Below are 21,861 nucleotides of genomic sequence, written 5' to 3'. Positions count from 1 at the left end.
ATATAGGTTCAAGTTCGAAATTACCGTAAAAAATATCGCTTGTCATCATAATACAAATATAATGCTTCCAAAAATGGTGATGATGAAAGATCGATTTTTACTCCAGCTGATCCATTTAAAGGGCGAAAGCAAATTAGGGCTTGAAACAAAAAAAGGCAAGCGACCGTTTTACCGTGCTTGCCTTTTGGCTCCCTCTGCTGGGCTCGAACCAGCGACCCTCTGATTAACAGTCAGATGCTCTAACCAGCTGAGCTAAGAAGGAGTGCTGGTCATTTTAAAATTTATGCAATCTTAAAATGATAAATTGCAATTTTAATACTTCAATAAAAGGCATAGCCCTCTACTTTAACAGAAAAAGTCTCTCAGCGTTGCTGAAAGACTTTTATTCTGCTCCCGAAGCTGGGCTCGAACCAGCGACCCTCTGATTAACAGTCAGATGCTCTAACCAGCTGAGCTATTCGGGAGTATTCCTGGTTAACCAAAACGTCCTTTTCATGTTAGTGAAGCACCATATGGTTCGTTCGTTTTGGGAATGCAATATTAGGGCTTTTAAATTATTTATGCAATATTTGTAGTGAAAAAAAATGAAATAATTTTAAATAAAAACATATGAGCCTGATTATCATAGGAAGTGTAGCATTTGATGCGATAGAGACACCCTTCGGAAAAACTGATAAAATCGTAGGTGGAGCAGCAACCTATGCCAGTTTAGCCGCTTCTTACTTCTGCAAAAACGTCAAAATTGTTGGCGTTGTCGGTGACGATTTTCATCAGAATGACATTGACACCCTTAACCAGCATGGAATTGACACCACTGGATTGCAGATTAAAGCAGGTGAAAAATCATTCTTCTGGTCTGGAAAATATCACAATGATATGAACAGCCGTGATACACTGGTTACAGAATTAAATGTGCTGGCCGACTTTGACCCTATCCTTCCTGAGAGCTACCAGGACTGCGAATATCTGATGTTAGGTAATCTTGCCCCACAAACACAGCAAACGGTGATTAAAAGGCTTAAAAACCGCCCTAAACTGATTGTTCTGGATACAATGAACTTCTGGATGGATGTAGCGCTGAATGATTTGCTGGAAACTTTAAAACTGGTTGATGTATTAACAATCAATGACGAAGAAGCCCGTCAGTTATCAGGAGAATACTCCCTGGTTAAAGCCGCTAAGAAAATCCTGACTCTGGGTCCAAAATACCTGATTATTAAAAAAGGTGAACATGGCGCTTTATTATTCCATGAAGACCAGGTCTTCTCGACCCCTGCACTTCCGCTCGCTGAAGTATTTGACCCGACCGGAGCAGGAGATACATTCGCTGGAGGTTTTATCGGTTACCTGGCTAAAGTAGGTACGATAAACTTTAACAATATGAAAAATGCAATAGTATTCGGTTCTGCACTGGCTTCCTTCTGCGTCGAAAAATTCGGTACGGAAAGAATTATCAATCTGACAGAAGAAGAAATTGCTGCCCGCGTAAAAGAGTTTGTGAACTTGAGTTCATTTAATATTGCCTAAACAGGCAAATACAAAAAAAAGCTGACGGTATCTCGTCAGCTTTTTTTAAGTTTTCAACTTGCCCACAACTTTAAATTTCTCAAATACCTTTTCGGTGTGTGGCGCATCCTTCAGCTCCGGAGTTAGATCTTGCCCTGCCCAGTGCTCATAATGTTTTCCATTGCGCCAAAGACGACTAGCTGAAACATCGTAAATAAGCCCTTTAAACGCTACCCAGATCTGCGGTTTATCTTGTCCGTTGCGTAAAGCCAATTGTTGCTTTGTATATTCCTGTACATCCATCCGCTCAGGATTTGGCCTTACTTTTAAACAATTCGTAAAAATACACACTGAACAACATCATCGACATAAAGTAGAACGGTGTTTCAAAGGGCAAACCCAACAGGTTAAAATCCAGTGTAGCCTCCTGATGGAACTGAACGACTGGTAAATTAGCTGCTATACCGTAAAAAATATAAAAAGGGATTAGTGACACAAGAAACGCCCGGTAAAACCGATACATAAACCTCAGGTTATTCACATATTCGATATATAAAAGAAGAAGAAGCAATATGGCGAAAGTAAAAAGAGTATAATATTTTTGATATCCGAAATACAACATTGCAATACATACGCCAAGCATCAGGTTACTTAGCGCAAGACTGTATGGCTGATATTTTTGATCCGGGTAACGGGAATTCAGATAAAGATAGATAGCCAGGCCCATTAAAGGCAACGCAAGTAAAGCGAGCAATTCTTCTACCGGAAGTTGCCAGAGAATTGTACCGGTCAGGTACGGAGGATTAAAAACAATCACTTTTAGCTGCGTCAAAAACTCCGTAGGAATAGAAAAAGCAAAAACATTGATCATTACCGCAAGCCCGATATATTTGCGGTTCGCGGCAAACCCATTCTTACTCATAAAGATCAGGAGTATAGCCAGGGCCACCAGGCCGAGATCCAATAGAAGGTATGTCATGTTCATTCTGGTCGGGTTAATCGCCAAAAATATACTTTTGAAAGCAAATCCTGCTTTAAAATTCTTTTTCGATTCAAAACCACATAAAAAAACCGTCTGCAGCTTCACTACGGACGGTCATAAAAAACAAGTTTTTTAGCTGCTAAACCACTTCTGTTCCCAGAATTTCTTTAGAATATGTTTTCAAATATTTTTTCAGAATCTGACGGGCAACATGAATTCGGGTCTTAACCGTACCAATAGGTATGTTCAGCATATCGGCAATTTCATGATACTTATAACCTTCAAAGTACTTCACGAAAGGCACGTAATATTCAGGTGCGAGTGTATCCAGCGCCTTATTGATATCTCCAATGATAAACTTACTATCAATAGTATTTTTAGTTGCACTATAGTGCAGATTAGCAGATGATATGTCTTCAGACTGAGTAATTAATGCATTCGTTTTAACCAGCCTTCTGTAATTGTTGATAAAGGTGTTTTTCATGATGGTGAATAACCATCCTTTAAGATTTGTTCCTTCCTTAAATTTACTATAGTAAGTCACAGCTTTTAGCATGGTATCCTGAACCAGGTCATTTGCATCCTCAATATCCTTTGTAAAATTTAAAGCAAATGACTGCAAAGAGACGGAGTGGCGATGGAGCTGTAGATTAAATTCATTCTTTGTCATAATGTCTAAGTTTTTAAGTTAACGAACAAAATAACAAGCTGTTACAAAGAAGCACTACCCAATCTGTTTAAGCTTGCATACTAACACTTATACAATAGATGTACCAAAATGGCCACAGATTTTTTTCTAAACAAGCAAAGCCGCTCCCCGGCAGGCTAACCGCTATATCACAAAATATTTACTTCCCTTTCTAGTTTTAGACCAAACTTGGCATATACCGACTCAATAATTTTTTCTGAAAAACTATACACTTCTTCACCAGTAGCGCCACCGTGATTCACTAAAACAAGCGCCTGATTCTTCCATGTTCCCGTTTGACCGTCTCTTATTCCTTTAAATCCACACTGTTCAATGAGCCAGCCAGCCGCCAGTTTTCTGCAGCCGGAGCCAGCAGGAAAACTAACCAGGTTTGGGAAGTTTGCAATCAACCCGTCAAACTGACTTTCAGGAATCACTGGATTTTTAAAGAAACTACCGGCATTTCCAATGGTTGAAGGATCCGGGAGTTTGCTAACGCGTATCTCAGCAACAACCCCCGAAATATCGGCAATACCCGGATTTACTATATTCCGTTCATTAAGCACCGCCTGTATAGCACCATAGCCCGTATTTACAGCCGCAGGCTGAGGTAAACGAAATGTAACCCCGGTAATAATAAAACGCCCTTTAAGTTCATGTTTAAAGACACTGTCTCGGTAAGCGAAACCACATTCCTCAAAGCTAAAAGTTTTGAATTCGCCGGTCGCCAGTTCAAAAGCTTCACATGAATAGAAAATATCCATCAGTTCAACGCCATATGCACCAATGTTCTGAATCGGAGAAGCACCAGCGGTACCAGGAATAAGGCTTAGGTTTTCCATTCCTGCATATCCGTTATTCACACAATACATAACCAGATCATGCCATACCACACCGGCACCAGCAGTTACATAAACGGTTTGACTGTCAATTGAAGCCTGAATACCAGGAATGCTCATTTTAATAATCAGTCCCTGAAAATCTGAACGGAAAAGCAAATTACTCCCCCCCCCAATTACCAATATACGTTCCGTCCTGAAAACATCCGAAAGGCGTAATTCCAGTAAATCCTTAACTTCTGTGATTTCTACGAAGTAGCGGGCATTGACATCGATACCGAATGTGTTATAAGGTTTTAAGGAGATATTTTCCTGAATTAAAAACATAGCAGTACTATAAATAATTTGAAGCAAATGTAATTGTTAAAGCCATATTTATCCCTCAAATACATTATTTAATAATTTTTCCTAATTTACATCCGGTTAAATTCTGCAGTCCGTCAGGACATAAAAAAGCAAAAGTACGCCTCACAAACAATGGAAAATCAAGATAGAAAAAGACTTTTAATCATAGATGCCGCACTGAAGAGATTCGCTCATTACGGGCTTGCGAAAACTACGATGACGGAGATTGCAAAGGACATTGCATTCTCAAAAGCCTTGCTTTATTATTATTTCCCAGATAAACTGAGTCTTTATGTCAGTGTGATCGAACATCTGATGCACCAGATTAGCCGGGATCTTGTCAAGTCCGTCGAAAAAACAAGCAGTGCTGCCGAAGGAATATTGATGCTGGTTCAAAAAAGACAGGCATTTATCCAGAAATACTATAAGCTCATTGAATACACCAAAATGATGGGCCCGGAATTACCGGATGAACTTCAGGATAAATTTACAAGAGCGAGAGCTTTTGAGCTGAAAATCATAACGGGGCTACTAAATAAAGGGAATGCATCTGGTGAGTTCTCAGTGGCCGACCTGAACTTTACAACTGAAATTTTTGTCGAGGCTATTTCTGGCATACACTTCAATATTTTAAACCGCTCTAAAATCATTTACCCAGATAAAGAGCAGTTTAAACTCATATTCCTCAAAGAGAAACGCTTCACAGAAATCTTTTTAGCAGGTCTTAAACAGACTAATAGGTCATGAGTTTGTCATATTAACAATCTAGAACACTTCTTTTCAAGTAAAGTTTCCTAAATAACTATTCTAGCTATATTTTTGACTTTTAAAAATATAAAGTCAGATAGTAAAAAGGTAGAAATGGCAGAAACTGATAAAAAGAGAGAATTAATTTTAGAGGGTGCAATCAAACGGTTTACACATTTTGGTATTAATAAAACAACGATGAATGAGATAGCGGAAGATCTGTCCGTTTCCAAACCATCTCTGTATTATTACTTTCCGGACAAATCCAGTCTTATACTCGGTGTAGTTGAACGAATTTTCGAAGACTATTTCAATATGATGAATAAGGATCAGAAATCGGGAGACAACATCGCAACAACTTTACTTCACAGTATAGAAGTTAAGCATAAGTTTTTCCAAAAATATTATATGCTTCATCTTTCAAACGGCAATACTGACTCTTCACTTAACTCGGTGGAGCTGAAAAATTACCTGTCAGAGAAATTTATACAGAACAGAATTCTTCATGAGAAGATCTTCGAGCAGGCAATTGCCAACGGTGAAATTTTGCCACAGGAAGACATTGCTAAAATAGCAGAGCTCTATCTGGCCAGCCAAGCCGGACTAACCTCACTTTGCGTAATGCATGGCAATAAAGAGCTTATCCCGGACAAAAAAGAGTTGAGAACCATGAAAGAAAAACAGATCATGTTATCCAGGATTTTCATTAAAGGCTTACAATAGCAACCACCTATATTCCAACAATCCTAATTTATGAAGTTCATTTTAAAAACTATTCCTCTGCTGTTCTGGATACTCTTTCAGGGTCTCTACTTACAGGCACAGGAGTCGCTCAGTCTAAAAGAAGCGTTAAATTACGCCGTTGAGCACAATGTCACTGCCCGGAAATCCAGACTGGATATCGATGGTGGAAGATATAAAACACAAGAAGTCAGATCACAGGCGCTTCCACAGATTACGGGTAATGCCTCATTGACTTATAATGCAATTATCGGTCAGCTAGTTGTTGGAGACCAATCTTTTCAGCTGGGAAGGAAATGGAATTCAAATGCAGGCGTTCAGTTAAGTCAGGAGCTGTTTAACCAAACAGTTTTCACCGGCTTAAAAGCGGCCAAAACCAGCGAGAGTTATTACCAGCTCAACTCACAGTTAACTGAAGAGCAAGTAATTGAGCAGGTTGCTAACAATTACTACCAGGTATTAGTGAGCAGACAACAACTCAATGTAATTGATACCAACATCAAGAATGTTAAGGTGATTGAAAAAATCATTTCAAATCAATACCAGAACGGATTAGCAAAAAAAATCGACGTAGACCGGATCAAAGTAAACCTTACTAACCTGCAGACTCAGCGGGAACAGATAGTGAATGCTGTTGTTCAGTTAGAAAACCAATTAAAGTTTTCGATTGGTATGCCGGTAACCGAGCAGGTCAATCTGCCACAGGAACAACTAACGGACGTAACGGTCCTGCCAGTTCTAGCGGACAGTATCAGCCTTTCCGGGCGTACCGAGATTAGGTTATTAAATGTACAGCGTGAATTATATGCCCTGCAAAAAAAGGCATATATCGCCGAATATTACCCTACACTGTCTCTTACAGGAAACATTTCCAAAACCGGACAGAGCGATAAGTTCGATTTATTTAAAAAAGGCGGATCTGCCTTCTACTATGATGCTTCCGCTATAGGAGTAACATTAAGGATGCCGATTTTTAATGGTTTCGCGACAAGATCAAGAGTTCGCCAGGCAGAAGTAGATATTAGAAAGGCAGACGAAGACCTCTTCCAAACGAAAAACACACTCAACCTAGCCTATGAGAATGCAAAGATTCAGTTGAAAGATAATCTGAATACTATCCGCACTCAAAAAGAAAATGTTGTGCTGGCGCAGGAAATATACGAAAGCACGCAAAACAACTATAATAACGGCCTGGCAGCCCTGACCGATCTGCTGGACACCGAAAATGCGCTAACATCCGCACAAAACAGTTATACCCAGGCATTACTTAACTATAAAATTGCCGAAATCCAACTAATCAAATCAAACGGAAATATAAAATCACTATTAAAATGAAAAGAGGAATTATAACTGTCATACTCATCATTGTTGTGCTGGGTGGAATTGCCTGGGTGTTAAACAGCAACAAGAAGAAGAATGATGCACAAACCGCACTGGTGTCGGAAGGTAGTGGTGCAGTGAGTGTTCGTGTGGCTGAAGTGAAAAAAGAACCCGTTGATTTAGATTTCAGTTCGAATGGAACATTTGCGCCGAAACAAGAGCTTGATTTCCTTTCTGAAAATGCAGGGCGCGTCACACAAATATTCGTTAAAGAAGGTGATAAAGTATCTAGAGGGCAGGTTTTAGCGCGTATCGATGCAGAAATCATTAATACAGATAAAGAAACCGCTCAGGCAGCTTTAGATAATGCAATTCGTGATGAAGCAAGATATACAAGCTCTTTTGCAACAGGTGGTGTTACACAACAACAGCTTGACCAGGCGAAACTGGCAACAAGAAATGCGCGCCTGAGATTACAAGGTGCCGCGCGTCGTGTGAGTGATGCTAATATTAAATCGCCGATCAATGGCATCGTTAACAAAAAATATATTGAAGTCGGCGCTTTCGTGACCGCAATGGGTACGCAGTTGTTTGAACTGGTAGATGTGTCCAGACTGAAACTTAAGGTCAACGTAAATGAAAGCCAGGTTGCCAGCTTAAAAACAGGAGGCTCTGTAAAAATCAAATCAAATGTATTTCCAGCAGACGATTTCACTGGTAAAATAACTTTCATTGCACCAAAAGCAGATGCTACACTTAATTTTCCGGTTGAAATAGAAGTGGAGAACAACCATGCTAATACGCTCAAAGCTGGTATGTATGGAACTGCAATCTTCCAGTTTCCTGCTCAGGCTCCGGCAATTGTTATTCCAAGGGGATCATTCGTTGGCAGTGTAAGCAGCAATGAGATCTTCGTGATGGAGAATGGCAAGACTGCCAGAATCCGCAAGGTCGTTGCCGGTCGTATCCTTGGAGACAGGGTTGAGATCATTGACGGTCTGAAAGAAGGTGAAACTGCGATCATCAGCGGACAGATCAACCTGGTTGATGGAAGTCCGGTTACTGCAATTAAATAATTACGCTAAGCAACCTGCTAAAAAATATATAGCTAATGAAAATAACAGAAATATCAATTAAAAGACCGTCACTGGTTATTGTGGTATTTACCGTGCTAACATTGATGGGGCTTTTAAGCTACTTCTCTTTAAGTTACGAATTGCTGCCTAAGTTCTCGAATAATGTGGTTTCCATTTCCACTATTTATCCGGGTGCATCTCCTGCTGAGGTAGAGAATACGGTGACCAAGAAAATTGAGGACGCTGTCTCCTCCATGGAAAACATCAAAAAACTGAATGCTGTATCTTACGAAAGTCTGTCGGTAGTGACGATTACGCTAAATGATAAAGCTAATGTCGATCTCTCCCTGAACGAAGCACAGCGCAAGGTAAATTCAATTCTCGCAGATTTACCTACCGATGTAAAGACGCCCTCACTGAATAAATTCTCCCTGGACGATTTACCTGTAATTACCATGTCGGCATCTGCGAAGATGGATGATGCCTCTTTTTACGATCTGATCGATAAAAGGATTGCACCCATTATATCCCGGGTAACAGGTGTAGCCCAGGTAAACTTGGTTGGTGGTCAGGAAAGAGAAATTGAAGTTGCATTAGATGCTGATAAATTACAGGGTTACGGCCTGTCAGTACTTCAAGTACAACAGTCTATTTTAACCTCAAACCTGGACTTCCCTACCGGTAGTGTAAAAACACATAACCAGGATGTATTGATCCGTTTGTCAGGTAAATACAAGAATGTAGATGAATTAAGGAATCTTGTTCTTACTACTGGTAAAGACGGTGCGCAAATCAGACTTTCCGATGTAGCAGACGTGCGTGATACACAAAAAGAAGTAGAGAAAATAGCACGTATCGACCGTAAAGGGGCAATTGCAATTCAGATTATCAAACAATCCGATGCGAATGCCGTGGAAGTAAGTAAAGGTGTTCATAAAGTCATTGAGACCTTACAGCAAGACTATAAAGCTAACGAACTGCATATTGTCATTGCGAATGACAGTTCCATTTTCACTTTAGAATCGGCAGATGCAGTTATCCATGATTTAATCCTGGCAATTATCCTTGTTGCCTTTGTAATGCTTTTCTTCCTGCACAGTTTGCGGAATGCCTTAATCGTCATGGTTTCGATCCCAGCTTCACTGATTGCTACATTTATAGGAATTGAAGTTTTGGGATATACCTTAAACCTGATGTCCCTTTTGGGCCTTTCACTGGTTGTAGGTATTCTGGTCGATGATGCGATTGTAGTACTGGAGAACATCTACCGCCACATGGAGATGGGTAAAAACAAAGTACGTGCAGCTTATGACGCAACAAGTGAAATCGGCTTTACCGTAGTTTCCATTACCCTGGTAATTGTGGTTGTATTCTTCCCAATCGCCATCAGTACCGGCCTGGTATCCAATATCCTGAGACAATTCTGTGTCGTTGTTATTATTGCTACGCTCCTTTCTTTGATTACTTCCTTTACGATCGTACCACTGCTCTCTTCCCGTTACGGTAAGTTAGAGAAGATCGAAGGCAAAAATATCTTTGGAAAATTCATCCTGTGGTTCGAAGCACAACTGCGTAAATTCACAATCTGGATTACGAGTATCCTGAACTGGTCATTAGCCAATAAGGGTAAAACCATTATGATTGTATTGGTCCTTTTCTTCGGATCATGCGGATTAATTCCGGCCGGATATGTAGGTACAGAATTCTTCCCGAAAAGTGATAAAGGGGAATTCCTTGTTCAAATTGAGTTGCCGAAAGATGCTTCTATTGAACAGACTAACCTGATCACTCAGAAAGCAGAAGCGTTTTTAGTTAAGAAACCAGAAATCATACAATTGATTACTACTGTTGGTCAGTCCAGCGGTGACTTTGGTGGTACGCAGGCGACCGCATACAAATCAGAGATTAACGTCAAACTTGTTGAGAGAAGCGAAAGGGCAGATAACTCCAGTATTTACGCAACTAAGGTTAGCCGTGAACTCGCCAAACATCTGGTCGGGGCAAAAGTAAAAACCGTACCAATCAGTATTTTAGGTATCGCAGAAAATGCACCTATTGATATGGTAGTAATGGGATCCGATCTGGACAGCGCAATGAAATATGCCGAAGGTGCAATGGCAGTGCTGGCACAGATTAAAGGCTCTGCAGAGCTTAAACTTTCCGTAGAAGGTGGAAGTCCCGAGATCAACGTACAGGTAGACCGTGATAAAATGGCTGCTTTAGGTTTAACCCTTCAAACTGTAGGGGCAACCATGCAGACCGCATTCAGCGGAAACACCGATGGTAAGTTCCGTAAAGGAGAATACGAGTATGATATTAATATTCGTTACCAAACCTTCAACCGTAAAGATATTGATGACGTTAGCAACCTGATCTTTATTAATACCGCAGGCAAAGAAGTTAAACTTTCACAGTTTGCAGATATCAAGGAAGGTTCCGGACCAAGTCAGCTGGAAAGACGTGATAAGAGTACATCTGTTTCCGTACGTGCACAATCCATTGGTAGACCAACAGGTACCATTGTTGCCGAGTTCCAGGAAAAATTGCTGGAACTGGAGAAATCCGGCAAACTCAGAAAACCAGTAGGTGTAAGTTATCTCTGGGCAGGTGATGCAGAGAATCAAGGAGAAGGTTTTGGAACTCTCGGGATTGCCCTGATGGCCTCTATTATCTTAGTTTACCTCATTATGGTTGCCCTGTATGACAGCTTTGTGTATCCATTTGTCGTGATGTTCTCCATCCCATTGTCGGTGATCGGAGCGTTACTGGCGCTGGCATTAACAAATAATGCACTAAATATCTTCACTATTCTAGGTTTAATTATGTTAATCGGTCTGGTGGCGAAAAATGCAATTATCCTGGTCGATTTTACCAATCAGATGAAAGCAGAAGGCAAATCTACACATGAGGCACTCGTGCTGGCTAATCACGCCCGTTTAAGACCTATTCTAATGACCACTATTGCGATGGTTATCGGTATGGTTCCTATTGCGATGGCAGGTGGTGCAGGTGCAGAATGGAAAAATGGACTTGCCTGGGTAATTATTGGGGGTCTGTTGAGCTCACTCTTCCTGACATTGATCGTTGTACCGGTAATGTACCAGATCTTTGACGGAATTCTGGACCGCTTCGGGTTTAATAAAAAAGGGGTAACCATAGAAGAGCTGATGGTAGAACCATACGATCATAAAGACGTTAAAGAATACGATTTAGACCACCAACATTAAAAAATCAATAAGAATAAACAAAAAAGGAATCCATCGTGGTTCCTTTTTTGTTAGCTGAACAGAAAATGTAAAACTGAAAGCCAACTGTTGAAAGCATTATGAATATACTCCGTACAATCCTAATTCTGAGCCTGTTCTTCCCTACACTGCGGCTCAGTGCACAACAACATCCGCCGGTATTTGAAGGCATGATATCAGACACTACCTATCTTAATATAGGAGACCTGGAAGTAAGTCTGGTACGTTACAGTTATAATGAACCGAATGTGAATTTTCTCGCGATCCATGATGATGAGGATACCGGAGTTAAAGCTGCCTTCCAATACATTAAAATCAATGGCGGAAGCATTATTGACACACAGTACGGATCAGTGCGAAATTTTAAATTTCTGTTGAAAGAGGAAGAGTTTCAGACCGATCCGAATGGTATATACACCAAAGAAGGCCGGCTGGCGGGCCTGGAAAAATATGGCGCTATAACCGACGATGCATTGGAGGAACTCGAACACGCTTCCAAAACTATACTTAAAACCTATCTGCCAAAACATAAAGATTACATTATCACACTTCATAATAATGCAGACGGCGGGTTCGGCATTCGCAGTTATCTGCCAGGATATGCGCTCGAGAGTGCAGCAGATTCCGTGCACATCAATTTCCAGACCGATGAAGACGACATGATTCTGGTGACGGATCTTAAAGTATTCAATCTGCTAAAAAAAGAGAATGTAAATGTTATTCTGCAGGCAAAGACAGCGCCGGACGATGGATCACTGTCGGTTTATGCGATGCAGCATAAAATTCCTTACATCAATATAGAAGTCCAGCACGGTCATCTGGAAGAAAACCTTCGCTTAATTGAACTTGGGGTAAAAGCACTCAAAGAAGCCTACCCTCAATTACCTATAAAAAAACCCCAGGCTGAAGCCTGGGGTTTTTAAAAAGATTTACCGGAGTACAAATGCACTCCGGTAATTTTTTACATATGAATTGCGCGATTAGCTGTTGCAGCCATAGCCGCCTCTTTAATAGCTTCTGTATAAGTTGGGTGTGCATGACAGATTCTCGCGATATCTTCGGCAGACGCACGATATTCCATCGCAACAACAGCTTCAGCAATCATGTCTGCAGCACGTGGACCGATCATGTGAACACCTAAAATCTCATCCGTTGCTTCATCAGCCAGTACTTTTACAAAACCATCAGTATCCATACTTGCTTTCGCTCTTCCACTCGCTTTAAAAGGGAAAGAACCAGATTTATATTTTACTCCGTTTGTTTTCAACTGCTCTTCAGTATATCCCACTGAAGCAACCTCTGGCCAGGTATAAACAACTCCAGGAATCAGATTATAGTTAATATGTGGTTTTTGACCAGCAATAGTTTCCGCTACAAAAGTACCTTCATCCTCTGCCTTATGTGCCAGCATGGCGCCGGTAATTACATCACCAATAGCGTATACACCAGGTACAGCTGTTTCCAGATGAGCATTTACAGGAATTTTATTTCCACGTTCTTCCGTTTTAATACCGATGTTTTCCAGACCCAGACCTTCTGTATAAGCGGTACGTCCAACTGCAACAATACAGTAATCCGCTTCAACTGTTACGTCTTCGCCTTTAGAATTCTGTGCAGTAACCGTTACAGTTTTACCTTTTACAGATGCACCAGTAACCTTATGACCCATCAGGAACTCCATTCCTAAAGATTTCTTAAGTACACGCTGCAGCTCTTTGCCAAGGCCAGCATCCATAGTAGCAATAATTGAAGGCAGGAACTCAATTACAGAAACCTTAGTTCCCAGACGGGCATAAACAGAACCTAATTCCAGTCCGATTACGCCACCACCAATAACAATCATTGATTTAGGTACTTCTTTAATATTTAAAGCTTCAGTAGAAGTAATAATTCTTTTTTTATCTACTGGCAGAAATGGTAAAGCAGTAGGTTTTGAACCGGAAGCAATAACGACATTCTTTCCGGTAATATTTTCAGATGAACCATCAGCCTTGGCGATCTTGATCGTATTTTTATCTACGAAAGAACCCACACCTTCAAAGCTGTCGATTTTATTTTTCTTGAACAGATACGTTATACCTGCAGTATTTTGAGCTACAACGTCATCTTTACGAGCGATCATTTGTGGCATATCCACTTTAAGATCTTTTAATTTAATTCCGTGTGTTTCGAAAGTATGCGCAGCATTATGAAAATGCTCAGAAGAATCCAGTAAGGCTTTTGAAGGAATACAGCCTACGTTCAGACAAGTACCACCAAAAGTTTTATACTTCTCGATTATAGCTGTTTTTAAGCCTAACTGCGCACATCTGATTGCGCTTACATACCCACCGGGACCAGAACCAATAATAATGACGTCGTATTGCATAATGTTTGTTTTTTGTTGAGCAAAGTTAATAAACACTCCTGGAAAACCGTCATCTAAAGGTACTTAATTCTTAATGTTTCCGTAGATTAAAACCACTTCAGTAGTATCCAAGGTCTGTTTTCTTGTCTTTTCATTTAAAAACTTAGCTTTCAGTCTGCTGATCCTGTAGCTTTCAAAAGTTTTCAGTCTTTGCATCGGAACGCCCGCTTCAAAAAGATCATCCACGGTACTTTTATCTCCATAAAATAAATACGGAAGTTTAGGAAGTGCTTCAGGTTCATCCGGCCGGAAAAAATAAACGGGTGCCCGGGTATAAAACTCCAATGCGAAGCCAAACCCAATACGACTCTGCACAACAGGAATTCCATCCGGGTTATGCTTGTTCATCCAGAAAGCCGCTTCACTATCTGCCTGATAGGTTAATAATTTTGGATAGTAAACCAGATTAAAATATAGATTTACGGCAATTGCAACACTGCATAACTGCAAGACCATTTTGTTCCTGGAGTCCAGACCGGTCACACTTACGATAACCAGCAGTACAAGCGCACCCAGTATAAAAAGACCATTCCATACACCAAGAGTATCTGGTCTAAAGAAGAATTGCAGCAAAGCAACTGTCACCAGCATCAACAAGCCGACAACCAATTGAACAATACGCCAGTATTTGAATTTATGCTCAGAATTTAAACTATTTATATAGTCTGCCACCTGTATAGCAAAAAAGGGAAATACGATAGTAATATAAAAAGGAAGCTGAAATTTCGAGACCGAGAAAATCAGCAGTGTTAATAGTGAACCCGAAATACACAGCCACTCCGCACTGGAAGGTTTAGAGAAATTCTGCTTAAAAAAGCGAAATACTGCGGCATACCATAAAAAACTCCAGGGCAAAAATGCCCATAAGATTGTGTGCAGGAAGAAACTTGGATCGCCACTGGTTTTTTTAATCGGCCCGTTGTTAAAGAAACGGCCAAACTGACTGTCCCAGAAGAAGAACTTCAGCCCTGAAACATCCTGTTTTCCAAAGACCGTTTTTTCCGGATGTAGGTCAAACTGAGCATACAGGCTTAATAATTCTGGAAGAATCACCAGCAGAATCAAAACCACTGCAAGTAACCACCTGAAATTGAGTACCATTTTCCAGTTCTTTGTAATAATCAGGTGGCCTCCTATTGCCCCGGCAACCGGGATCAGCGCAAAAATACCTTTTGTCATGACCGCATAACCTGCAAAAAGAGAGGCTAGCAAGAGGTGGAGTATCCATTGCCGCCCCAGACAGCGGTAGAAATGGTAAACAGATGCGATGATTAGACCGGTGAGAAAAGGCTCTGCACGGATATCTATGGTGCATATCAGGATATGCTGTGCCGTTAATAAGATCAGCACTGCCCACAATGCTGTAGATTCATTATATAAGACTTTAGCCAGCTTGTAAGTATAAATCGCGGCTACCAGTATAAATAAGATCCCTGGCAGCTTATAACTCCAGGTATGAATTCCAAATACCTTAAAACTCAATGCAGTCATCCAGAAAGGAAAATGCGGTTTATCCAGCCAGTCCTTGCCCTGAACCATTAAGTCGCTAAAATTATCGTTCAGCACCATGTTCTTTGCAATAGAAGCATACAATGCACCGTCAGGCCCCATTACAGGCACAAACATTCCACTAAAATTCAAAAGGACCGCCAGTCCGATAAACAAATATAACCAGGACTTCTGCTGCCTCGAATCGATTAGCTCCATAATTTAGCTTTTGCTGCTTTTAACAGTTTTGAACACAAAGAAATAATTAGCACTGAAGTTCCAGAAAAAAACAAGGAAAATTGCAATGGCCTTACTTAAATAAAAATTAACGTGCAACACGTTATCCAGCAGATAGATAATCCCAGAATTAAGGAGTAATCCAATTACAGAAACCATTAAAAACGCAGTGAATTGCGGCGCAGCCTTTGCTTTTGTCGCCTTAAATGTCCAGTTCCGGTTGATCAGAAAATTACTAATTACCGCTGCACTGAAGCCGATTCCATTTGCAGCAAACTTATTGATTCCCAGCTCATCTTTAAAAAACCAGGTTAGTGCAAAATCTATAAACAGACCACTCACCCCCGTTATTCCAAAGCGGATCAAGGCCATCAATCGCGGTGGAATAAGGTTAAATAAAGACTTAAGACTGAATTTCTCTGAAGACATGCATTCTGGATTATAACCGCCAAAGGTACGACCATTTGGCTACCTGAATAAACGATTGCGTAAAAATTATGTGAAAAACACTAAACTTAACCGAACGGTCTGCCGATCCACTATATTCGCTTAAGCTTATTTTTAATGATCATGATAAACGCCCCACTCAAAAAATTTTGGTTTGCCTGCATCCTTTTGTTGGCCGGAACCACGGCATTTGCGCAGACTGACTCCGCCTATGTACGGGATAATTACACTAAAATAGAAAGACTAATTCCTATGCGTGATGGGGTTAAACTTTTCACAGCAATTTATATTCCTAAAAACACCAGCCAGAAATATCCGCTAATGATTAGCAGAACACCTTATACAGTCTCCCCTTACGGTGAAGACAAATACAAAACAAGCCTTGGTCCGTCCCCGCAATTCATTCGCGAAGGATTTATCTTCGTTTACCAGGATGTACGTGGTAAATGGATGAGTGAAGGCGAATTTGTAGATGTGAGACCGCATTTGGATAAAAGATCTTCTAAAAAAGATATTGATGAAAGTACCGACACCTATGATACTATAGACTGGCTGCTTAAAAACATCAAGGGTAATAATGGCAAAGCCGGTATCTATGGTATATCCTACCCTGGCTTCTATTCTACTGCTGCACTTCCGGGTGCACATCCTGCGCTGAAAGCAGCTTCACCACAGGCGCCGGTTACCGATTGGTTTATGGGAGATGACTTTCACCATAACGGCGCTTTTATGCTGGCAGATGCCTTCAACTTTTATTCTTCCTTTGGCGTACCCAGACCAAAACCGATAACACCAGACAAAGGCCCTAAACCCTTTAAGCATCCTATCAAAGACAATTACCGTTTCTTTCTGGACCTGGGTGCATTACCCAATGTTAAAACCAAATATTTTGGAGACACCATCAAATTCTGGAATGACCTGATGGCACACGGAAACTATGATAAGTTCTGGCAGGACCGTAATATCAGACCGCATCTGAAAAACATCAAACCTGCTGTCATGGTGGTAGGTGGGTTCTTTGATGCAGAAGACACATATGGAGCTTTACATACCTATAAGGCGATAGAAAAACAAAACCCCGGTGCAACAAATACACTTGTCATGGGCCCTTGGTTCCATGGAGGCTGGGTAAGAGGTAAAGGCGACAGCTTTGGAGATATCCGGTTTAAACAGGAAACCAGTACCTGGTATCAGCAAAATGTAGAACTTCCTTTCTTTAAGCAATACCTGAAAGACGATGGTAATGCAGGTTTGGCAGAAGCAACCATTTTTGTTACCGGAAGTAATGAATGGAAAAAATTCAACAGCTGGCCACCACAAGGCACAGCTGAAAAGAATCTGTACTTCCATTCCGGTGGAAAACTAAGTTTTGACAAGCCTTCTGAATCCGTTAGTTACGATGAATATATAAGTGATCCTGCCGCCCCGGTTCCGTATCAGGCCGGTGTTCAGGAGAGAAGAACAAGAGAATACATGGTTGACGATCAGCGTTTTGCGGCAAGAAGACCAGACGTAAAAGTATACCAGACCGATATCTTAACTGAAGATATTACTTTAACAGGCCCTTTGCTGGCTAAATTATCGGTGTCAACTACTGGCACTGACGCAGATTATGTCATTAAATTAATTGACGTGTATCCTGAAGATACAGAGGAAAAAGCACCGGAAGGAAAAACAGCCCTGATGAATGGCTATCAGATGATGGTCCGTGGAGAAATCATGCGCGGTAAATTCAGGAATAGTTTTGAAAAACCTGAGGCTTTTGTCCCGGGTCAGGTAACTGCTGTTAATTATACCCTTCCCGACGTCGCCCATACTTTCAAAAAAGGTCACCGCATTATGATCCAGGTTCAAAACTCCTGGTTTCCACTTGTAGACAGGAATCCACAAAAATTTATGGATATCTATCAGGCAACTGATCAGGACTTTCAGAAAGCCACGCACCGGATTTATCACGATCAGCAAAATACATCTTTGCTGGTGTTAAATATACTGCAGCCATAAGAGGAAATCCCTCCGCATTCTGCCTTGCAGAAAAAAGAGACAGCATCAAAAAGCCCGGTTTTGAAGTGCCACCAAAAAAGTTAGATACTTATTGGGCACTTCGAAACCGGGCTTTTTGCGTTTACAAACTTGATTAGCCATTAAACCTTCATTACCTTTAAAAATTAAAAGTATTAATACCACACACATGAAGTATATCTATTGCAGCCTGTACCTGCTTTTTTTGCTCTGCACACAGGTTAAAGCACAGCCCCTCAGCGGAAATACACCAATCACCAAAGCGGATACCCTTCGAGGCATGCTAACCCCACTAAGAACCTGTTACGACATCAATTACTACCACCTGGATGTGAAAATAGATCCTGAAAAGAGAGAAATTAGCGGCAGTAATACTTTCGTATTTACCGCCACACAAGATTTCAACAAGCTTCAGTTTGACCTTTTCAGTAATTTGAAAATAGATAGAATCCTGTACAAGGGAATCGCACTAAAATATACCCGGGAGTTCAATGCTGTTTTCGTATCCTTTCCTGAACCTATCAGGCAAGGTGCAAAGGAAGAATTTCAGGTTTTTTATTCCGGTCAACCCATTGTGGCAAAAAAAGCTCCTTGGGACGGCGGTTTTGTTTTCAGTAAAGATCAGTCCGGTGATCCATGGATCAGCGTCGCCTGTCAAGGTTTAGGAGCAAGTTCATGGTGGCCAAACAAAGATCACCAAAGCGACGAAGTAGACAGTATGCTGGTTAGTATCGCAGTGCCAAAAGACCTGAACGTTGTTTCAAACGGAAGACTCCGGAATATTGGTGCCGAACGCTCCGGTTATCACACCTACAACTGGATCATTAAAAACCCGATCAATAATTACAACGTTACTTTTTATATCGGGAAATATGCACACTGGTCGGACAGCTACAATGGCGAAAAAGGCAAACTTGATATCGATTACTGGGCGTTAAAAGCAGACAGCGCAAAGGCAAGGGAGCATTGGAATAAGGATGTAAAGCCGATGCTTAAAAGTTTCGAGCACTGGTTCGGGCCTTATCCTTTTTATGAAGATGGTTACAAGCTCGTTCAGGCTCCTCATTTGGGTATGGAGCACCAAAGCGCAGTAGCTTACGGCAATCACTTCAAACAGGGTTATATGGGCAGCGATCTTTCAGGAACCGGATGGGGTTTGAAATTCGATTTTATCGTTGTTCATGAAAGTGGGCACGAATGGTTTGGAAATAACATCACTTCAAAAGACGTCGCAGATATGTGGATACATGAAAGCTTCACCAATTATTCAGAAGCATTATATCTGGAAAGCAGCTACGGCAAAGAAGCTTCAACAGCCTATGTCGCCGGTATAAGAAGTAAAATCGAAAATGATATCCCTATAATCGGCATCTACAATGTAAATAAAGAAGGCTCCGGGGATATGTATTATAAAGGGGCAAATATGATACATAGCATCAGACAGCTAATCGGTAATGATGCAAAATTCAGACAACTACTCAGAGGGATGAATAAAACTTTCTACCATCAGACTGTTACTACCAAGCAGGTTGAAGATTATATTTCGAACTATACCGGTTTGAAGCTTGATAAAATATTCGATCAGTACCTGCGCACAGTAAAAATTCCGGTCCTGGAATATAAAATCCTTAAAAATAAGTTGTCATATCGTTGGACCAATGTCGTTGATGAATTTGAAATGCCGGTTAAAGTAAGCCTTAAGGCCGGAGTTTACAGCTATATCTATCCATCTGCTAACTGGAAAACCGTAGCAATTCGACAGGATGACAATACGGATTTAACCGCAGACCCTAATTTTTATATTCAGCTTAAGAAATCAGAATAAAAAAAATCAGAAAAACATGGGCTGCATCTGCAACATTCCAATAAAAATCTTGTCCTATCAAAAAACCTAAAGATGAAAAAACTAAATATTTTATTGGTGGCGGTATGCCTGACCTGCAGCGCTAACTTATTTGCCGGATCACCTGCGATAACTAAACATGGTGCAGCTTACGTACAGGAAAACAGGAATGTTGGAAGTTTTAGCGGCATTGCAGCTGGTGGATCGCTGAATTATAATGTAACTATGGGTTCGACCGAATCGCTCCGGTTTGAAGGAGATGCAGATGCCATCGCAGAACTGGTTGCAGAAGTAAATGGAGGTGTGCTGGAAATCAGACCAAAAACTAAATGGAATGACTGGAGCAGAAAATATAACCGTGCAAGAATCACTGTTCATATTACAGCCCGTAAATTAAGCTCCTTAACTTTAAGCGGTTCTGGAAATATGCTCGTCAGTGGCACCATTAACGGTAAAGACCTGGTTACGACTTTAAGTGGCTCCGGAAGTATTAAGGCAGGAGTTAACGTCAGTAATTATAAATCCGTAATCAGCGGATCCGGCCGGGTAGTGCAGACTGGTAAAGCGACCAATGCAGTTGTTACGCTAAGCGGCTCCGGTTCATTCGGTGGTAAAGATTTTGCTGCAGAAAATGTTAAATTACAAATTAGTGGTTCGGCAAGCGCGTCCGTTACAGCTAATAAGACAATTGATATTGTCATCAGTGGCTCCGGACATGTTACCTATTATGGAAATGCGCAAGTTAACAAAACTATGATAGGATCCGGAAGTGTTAGAAAAGGTTAATCCAGCTCCATATCCAGTATAAAAAAAAGCTTTTACCGAAGATAGAACGATCGGTAAAAGCTTTTTTTGTTAAACATATAATCAGTTTTAAAACTGATATCCAACGGCAAAGAAGTTCTCTACGTAATTTATTTTCTGATTAGCCTTATCGATACTGTTACGGCCTGTAGTATGAATATTCGTCAGATTTGTAGTTCCAAGTTTGGTTGTATTCTGGAAATAAAGCCCTCTGGTCACGTAAAACTTTAACCCAGCTTTTACAGACACGCCGTATCCCGCGACATTGAAATAATTATTTTGCCCTGTACCAAATAACCTAACGTCGGTCCTGGGAACAATCAAACCGGCCCCCAGACCTGTTTCCAGTGTCAGTGATGTTTTACGGGAAGGTGCAACCCAGATATCATCATAGCGCTCAATCTCTACATTTGCATAATTGAAACCATCTGTATGTTCAAAGGTTAACATATCAGCTTTGACATCCAGCATTTCACCATTATAAGTACCTGCATACTCACCTGTAGGAATCCCGGGATTAGAGATCTCCTTATCTATATAACCTGTTATGGCAACTCTCTGAGGAATGTCCATTACATATTTCATATGATCCCAGCCGATTGAAATACTGTAGTTATCCTTAATAAAGTACCCCACCCTAAAATTATACTGAGGTATTGAGATCTGGCCGATATCCAAATATTTCCAGCTCAATTTCGATTGCCTGTCATTTGCCTGAACATCATGTAATGTAAAGTCATACCCAGGACCATTAAAATGAATATCACTTTTACCATACCAGGAGTGATTATATCCCCAGTGTATATAGAAATCACCTTTTCGGGAAAAATCTCTCTTGGTCTCATTGCCAAAAAGACTTTTACCGATTATAACCTTATTATCTGAGATACCAGAACTTTGTTGTGCTTTGGTTTTTAGCGAAAAAACCAGTAAAAAAACAATTAAGTAGAATTTATTCACGGGTACAAAATTAAACAAAATGCAGCCTGCCGTATTGTTTGTTGAACATATGACCCACAGATGTTAAAATAGACTCTCAGATTAAAAACACATTAAAATGTGGCGCAAATCATACATTTCAATCTGAAAATTTTGAATAATCCCCGAAAAAGAGCACAATAAAA

Annotated in this window: 18 protein-coding genes and 2 tRNA genes; 10 read left to right on the top strand and 10 right to left on the bottom strand. The window is 40.7% G+C overall.

Annotated elements, in window-relative coordinates:
- Positions 1 to 185: 185 nt before the first annotated feature.
- A tRNA-Asn gene (locus BLR53_RS15360) sits at positions 186 to 262 on the bottom strand.
- Positions 263 to 390: 128 nt separating this feature from the next.
- A tRNA-Asn gene (locus tag BLR53_RS15355) sits at positions 391 to 464 on the bottom strand.
- 145 nt (positions 465 to 609) lie between these two features.
- On the opposite strand from BLR53_RS15355, the gene BLR53_RS15350 reads away from it, so the two are divergent.
- Positions 610 to 1,527, top strand: coding sequence for a PfkB family carbohydrate kinase (locus BLR53_RS15350; RefSeq protein WP_074590948.1), 918 nt, complete (start codon positions 610 to 612; stop codon positions 1,525 to 1,527).
- A gap of 45 nt (positions 1,528 to 1,572) precedes the next feature.
- Here the strand turns inward: BLR53_RS15350 and BLR53_RS15345 are convergent, their stop codons facing one another.
- The 4 genes from BLR53_RS15345 to murB form a co-directional block, all read right to left on the bottom strand.
- Positions 1,573 to 1,809 carry a cytochrome b5 domain-containing protein gene (locus tag BLR53_RS15345; protein WP_037438913.1) on the bottom strand — a complete coding sequence of 79 codons (237 nt, stop codon included), beginning with the start codon at positions 1,807 to 1,809 and terminating at the stop codon, positions 1,573 to 1,575.
- A 4-nt stretch (positions 1,810 to 1,813) separates the two neighbouring features.
- On the bottom strand, positions 1,814 to 2,491 hold the full coding sequence (locus tag BLR53_RS15340; protein ID WP_037438923.1) for a lycopene cyclase domain-containing protein: 678 nt from the start codon (positions 2,489 to 2,491) through the stop codon (positions 1,814 to 1,816).
- A gap of 136 nt (positions 2,492 to 2,627) precedes the next feature.
- The gene (locus tag BLR53_RS15335) at positions 2,628 to 3,158 is read right to left on the bottom strand and encodes an RNA polymerase sigma factor (RefSeq protein WP_037438911.1); all 531 of its coding nucleotides are present in this window, start codon (positions 3,156 to 3,158) and stop codon (positions 2,628 to 2,630) included.
- A 167-nt stretch (positions 3,159 to 3,325) separates the two neighbouring features.
- Complete coding sequence (gene murB, locus BLR53_RS15330) at positions 3,326 to 4,342, bottom strand: UDP-N-acetylmuramate dehydrogenase (protein WP_074590946.1); 1,017 nt, start codon at positions 4,340 to 4,342, stop codon at positions 3,326 to 3,328.
- Between the two features lie 150 nt (positions 4,343 to 4,492).
- Between murB and BLR53_RS15325 the strand changes: the two genes are divergently transcribed.
- From BLR53_RS15325 to BLR53_RS15300, 6 genes are all read left to right on the top strand, one after another.
- Entirely contained in the window at positions 4,493 to 5,107 is a 615-nt protein-coding gene (locus tag BLR53_RS15325) for a TetR/AcrR family transcriptional regulator (protein WP_037438907.1), read from the top strand.
- Between the two features lie 114 nt (positions 5,108 to 5,221).
- Entirely contained in the window at positions 5,222 to 5,830 is a 609-nt protein-coding gene (locus BLR53_RS15320; protein ID WP_074590943.1) for a TetR/AcrR family transcriptional regulator, read from the top strand.
- A 30-nt stretch (positions 5,831 to 5,860) separates the two neighbouring features.
- Complete coding sequence (locus BLR53_RS15315) at positions 5,861 to 7,183, top strand: TolC family protein (RefSeq protein WP_074590941.1); 1,323 nt, start codon at positions 5,861 to 5,863, stop codon at positions 7,181 to 7,183.
- Positions 7,180 to 8,244: an efflux RND transporter periplasmic adaptor subunit gene (locus tag BLR53_RS15310; protein ID WP_074590938.1), complete on the top strand. Its 1,065-nt coding sequence runs from the start codon at positions 7,180 to 7,182 to the stop codon at positions 8,242 to 8,244. Before BLR53_RS15315 ends, BLR53_RS15310 begins: the two co-directional genes overlap by 4 nt.
- A 35-nt stretch (positions 8,245 to 8,279) precedes the next feature.
- Positions 8,280 to 11,471 (top strand): efflux RND transporter permease subunit, encoded by a 3,192-nt coding sequence (locus BLR53_RS15305; RefSeq protein ID WP_074590936.1) that lies wholly within the window; start codon positions 8,280 to 8,282, stop codon positions 11,469 to 11,471.
- A 98-nt stretch (positions 11,472 to 11,569) separates the two neighbouring features.
- Positions 11,570 to 12,412, top strand: a complete 843-nt coding sequence (locus BLR53_RS15300) for a hypothetical protein (RefSeq protein WP_244889540.1) — start codon at positions 11,570 to 11,572, stop codon at positions 12,410 to 12,412.
- A gap of 38 nt (positions 12,413 to 12,450) precedes the next feature.
- On the opposite strand, the gene lpdA is transcribed toward BLR53_RS15300, so the two are convergent.
- The 3 genes from lpdA to BLR53_RS15285 all read right to left on the bottom strand — a co-directional run bounded on the left by lpdA (position 12,451) and on the right by BLR53_RS15285 (position 16,050).
- Positions 12,451 to 13,857: a dihydrolipoyl dehydrogenase gene (lpdA, locus tag BLR53_RS15295; protein ID WP_037438897.1), complete on the bottom strand. Its 1,407-nt coding sequence runs from the start codon at positions 13,855 to 13,857 to the stop codon at positions 12,451 to 12,453.
- Positions 13,858 to 13,920: 63 nt separating this feature from the next.
- Positions 13,921 to 15,603, bottom strand: a complete 1,683-nt coding sequence (locus BLR53_RS15290; RefSeq protein ID WP_074590934.1) for an ArnT family glycosyltransferase — start codon at positions 15,601 to 15,603, stop codon at positions 13,921 to 13,923.
- 3 nt (positions 15,604 to 15,606) lie between these two features.
- Positions 15,607 to 16,050: a GtrA family protein gene (locus BLR53_RS15285; RefSeq protein ID WP_244889538.1), complete on the bottom strand. Its 444-nt coding sequence runs from the start codon at positions 16,048 to 16,050 to the stop codon at positions 15,607 to 15,609.
- Positions 16,051 to 16,191: 141 nt separating this feature from the next.
- Between BLR53_RS15285 and BLR53_RS15280 the strand changes: the two genes are divergently transcribed.
- From BLR53_RS15280 to BLR53_RS15270, 3 genes are all read left to right on the top strand, one after another.
- Positions 16,192 to 18,072 carry a CocE/NonD family hydrolase gene (locus BLR53_RS15280; protein ID WP_083332097.1) on the top strand — a complete coding sequence of 627 codons (1,881 nt, stop codon included), beginning with the start codon at positions 16,192 to 16,194 and terminating at the stop codon, positions 18,070 to 18,072.
- A 187-nt stretch (positions 18,073 to 18,259) separates the two neighbouring features.
- Complete coding sequence (locus BLR53_RS15275; RefSeq protein ID WP_074590932.1) at positions 18,260 to 19,915, top strand: M1 family metallopeptidase; 1,656 nt, start codon at positions 18,260 to 18,262, stop codon at positions 19,913 to 19,915.
- 72 nt (positions 19,916 to 19,987) lie between these two features.
- Positions 19,988 to 20,719: a head GIN domain-containing protein gene (locus tag BLR53_RS15270; protein WP_074590930.1), complete on the top strand. Its 732-nt coding sequence runs from the start codon at positions 19,988 to 19,990 to the stop codon at positions 20,717 to 20,719.
- A gap of 87 nt (positions 20,720 to 20,806) precedes the next feature.
- Here the strand turns inward: BLR53_RS15270 and BLR53_RS15265 are convergent, their stop codons facing one another.
- Positions 20,807 to 21,697 carry a major capsid protein gene (locus BLR53_RS15265; protein ID WP_037442831.1) on the bottom strand — a complete coding sequence of 297 codons (891 nt, stop codon included), beginning with the start codon at positions 21,695 to 21,697 and terminating at the stop codon, positions 20,807 to 20,809.
- Between the last annotated feature and the right edge of the window lie 164 nt (positions 21,698 to 21,861).

Origin of the sequence: Pedobacter antarcticus (genome assembly GCF_900103515.1) — a bacterium.
GTDB classification, from domain to species: domain Bacteria; phylum Bacteroidota; class Bacteroidia; order Sphingobacteriales; family Sphingobacteriaceae; genus Pedobacter; species Pedobacter antarcticus.
This window is presented reverse-complemented; position numbering and strand designations above follow the sequence as displayed.

Bases quoted from the DNA above. Each gene is read 5' to 3' on its own strand.
- BLR53_RS15315 (WP_074590941.1), top strand. From the start codon at position 5,861: ATGAAGTTCATTTTAAAAACTATTCCTCTGCTGTTCTGGATACTCTTT.
- BLR53_RS15340 (WP_037438923.1), bottom strand. From the start codon at position 2,491: ATGAACATGACATACCTTCTATTGGATCTCGGCCTGGTGGCCCTGGCT.
- BLR53_RS15280 (WP_083332097.1), top strand. From the start codon at position 16,192: ATGATAAACGCCCCACTCAAAAAATTTTGGTTTGCCTGCATCCTTTTG.
- BLR53_RS15320 (WP_074590943.1), top strand. From the start codon at position 5,222: ATGGCAGAAACTGATAAAAAGAGAGAATTAATTTTAGAGGGTGCAATC.
- BLR53_RS15275 (WP_074590932.1), top strand. From the start codon at position 18,260: ATGAAGTATATCTATTGCAGCCTGTACCTGCTTTTTTTGCTCTGCACA.
- BLR53_RS15350 (WP_074590948.1), top strand. From the start codon at position 610: ATGAGCCTGATTATCATAGGAAGTGTAGCATTTGATGCGATAGAGACA.
- BLR53_RS15335 (WP_037438911.1), bottom strand. From the start codon at position 3,158: ATGACAAAGAATGAATTTAATCTACAGCTCCATCGCCACTCCGTCTCT.
- BLR53_RS15345 (WP_037438913.1), bottom strand. From the start codon at position 1,809: ATGGATGTACAGGAATATACAAAGCAACAATTGGCTTTACGCAACGGA.
- BLR53_RS15290 (WP_074590934.1), bottom strand. From the start codon at position 15,603: ATGGAGCTAATCGATTCGAGGCAGCAGAAGTCCTGGTTATATTTGTTT.
- BLR53_RS15310 (WP_074590938.1), top strand. From the start codon at position 7,180: ATGAAAAGAGGAATTATAACTGTCATACTCATCATTGTTGTGCTGGGT.
- BLR53_RS15300 (WP_244889540.1), top strand. From the start codon at position 11,570: ATGAATATACTCCGTACAATCCTAATTCTGAGCCTGTTCTTCCCTACA.
- BLR53_RS15325 (WP_037438907.1), top strand. From the start codon at position 4,493: ATGGAAAATCAAGATAGAAAAAGACTTTTAATCATAGATGCCGCACTG.
- murB (WP_074590946.1), bottom strand. From the start codon at position 4,342: ATGTTTTTAATTCAGGAAAATATCTCCTTAAAACCTTATAACACATTC.
- BLR53_RS15305 (WP_074590936.1), top strand. From the start codon at position 8,280: ATGAAAATAACAGAAATATCAATTAAAAGACCGTCACTGGTTATTGTG.
- BLR53_RS15285 (WP_244889538.1), bottom strand. From the start codon at position 16,050: ATGTCTTCAGAGAAATTCAGTCTTAAGTCTTTATTTAACCTTATTCCA.
- BLR53_RS15270 (WP_074590930.1), top strand. From the start codon at position 19,988: ATGAAAAAACTAAATATTTTATTGGTGGCGGTATGCCTGACCTGCAGC.
- lpdA (WP_037438897.1), bottom strand. From the start codon at position 13,857: ATGCAATACGACGTCATTATTATTGGTTCTGGTCCCGGTGGGTATGTA.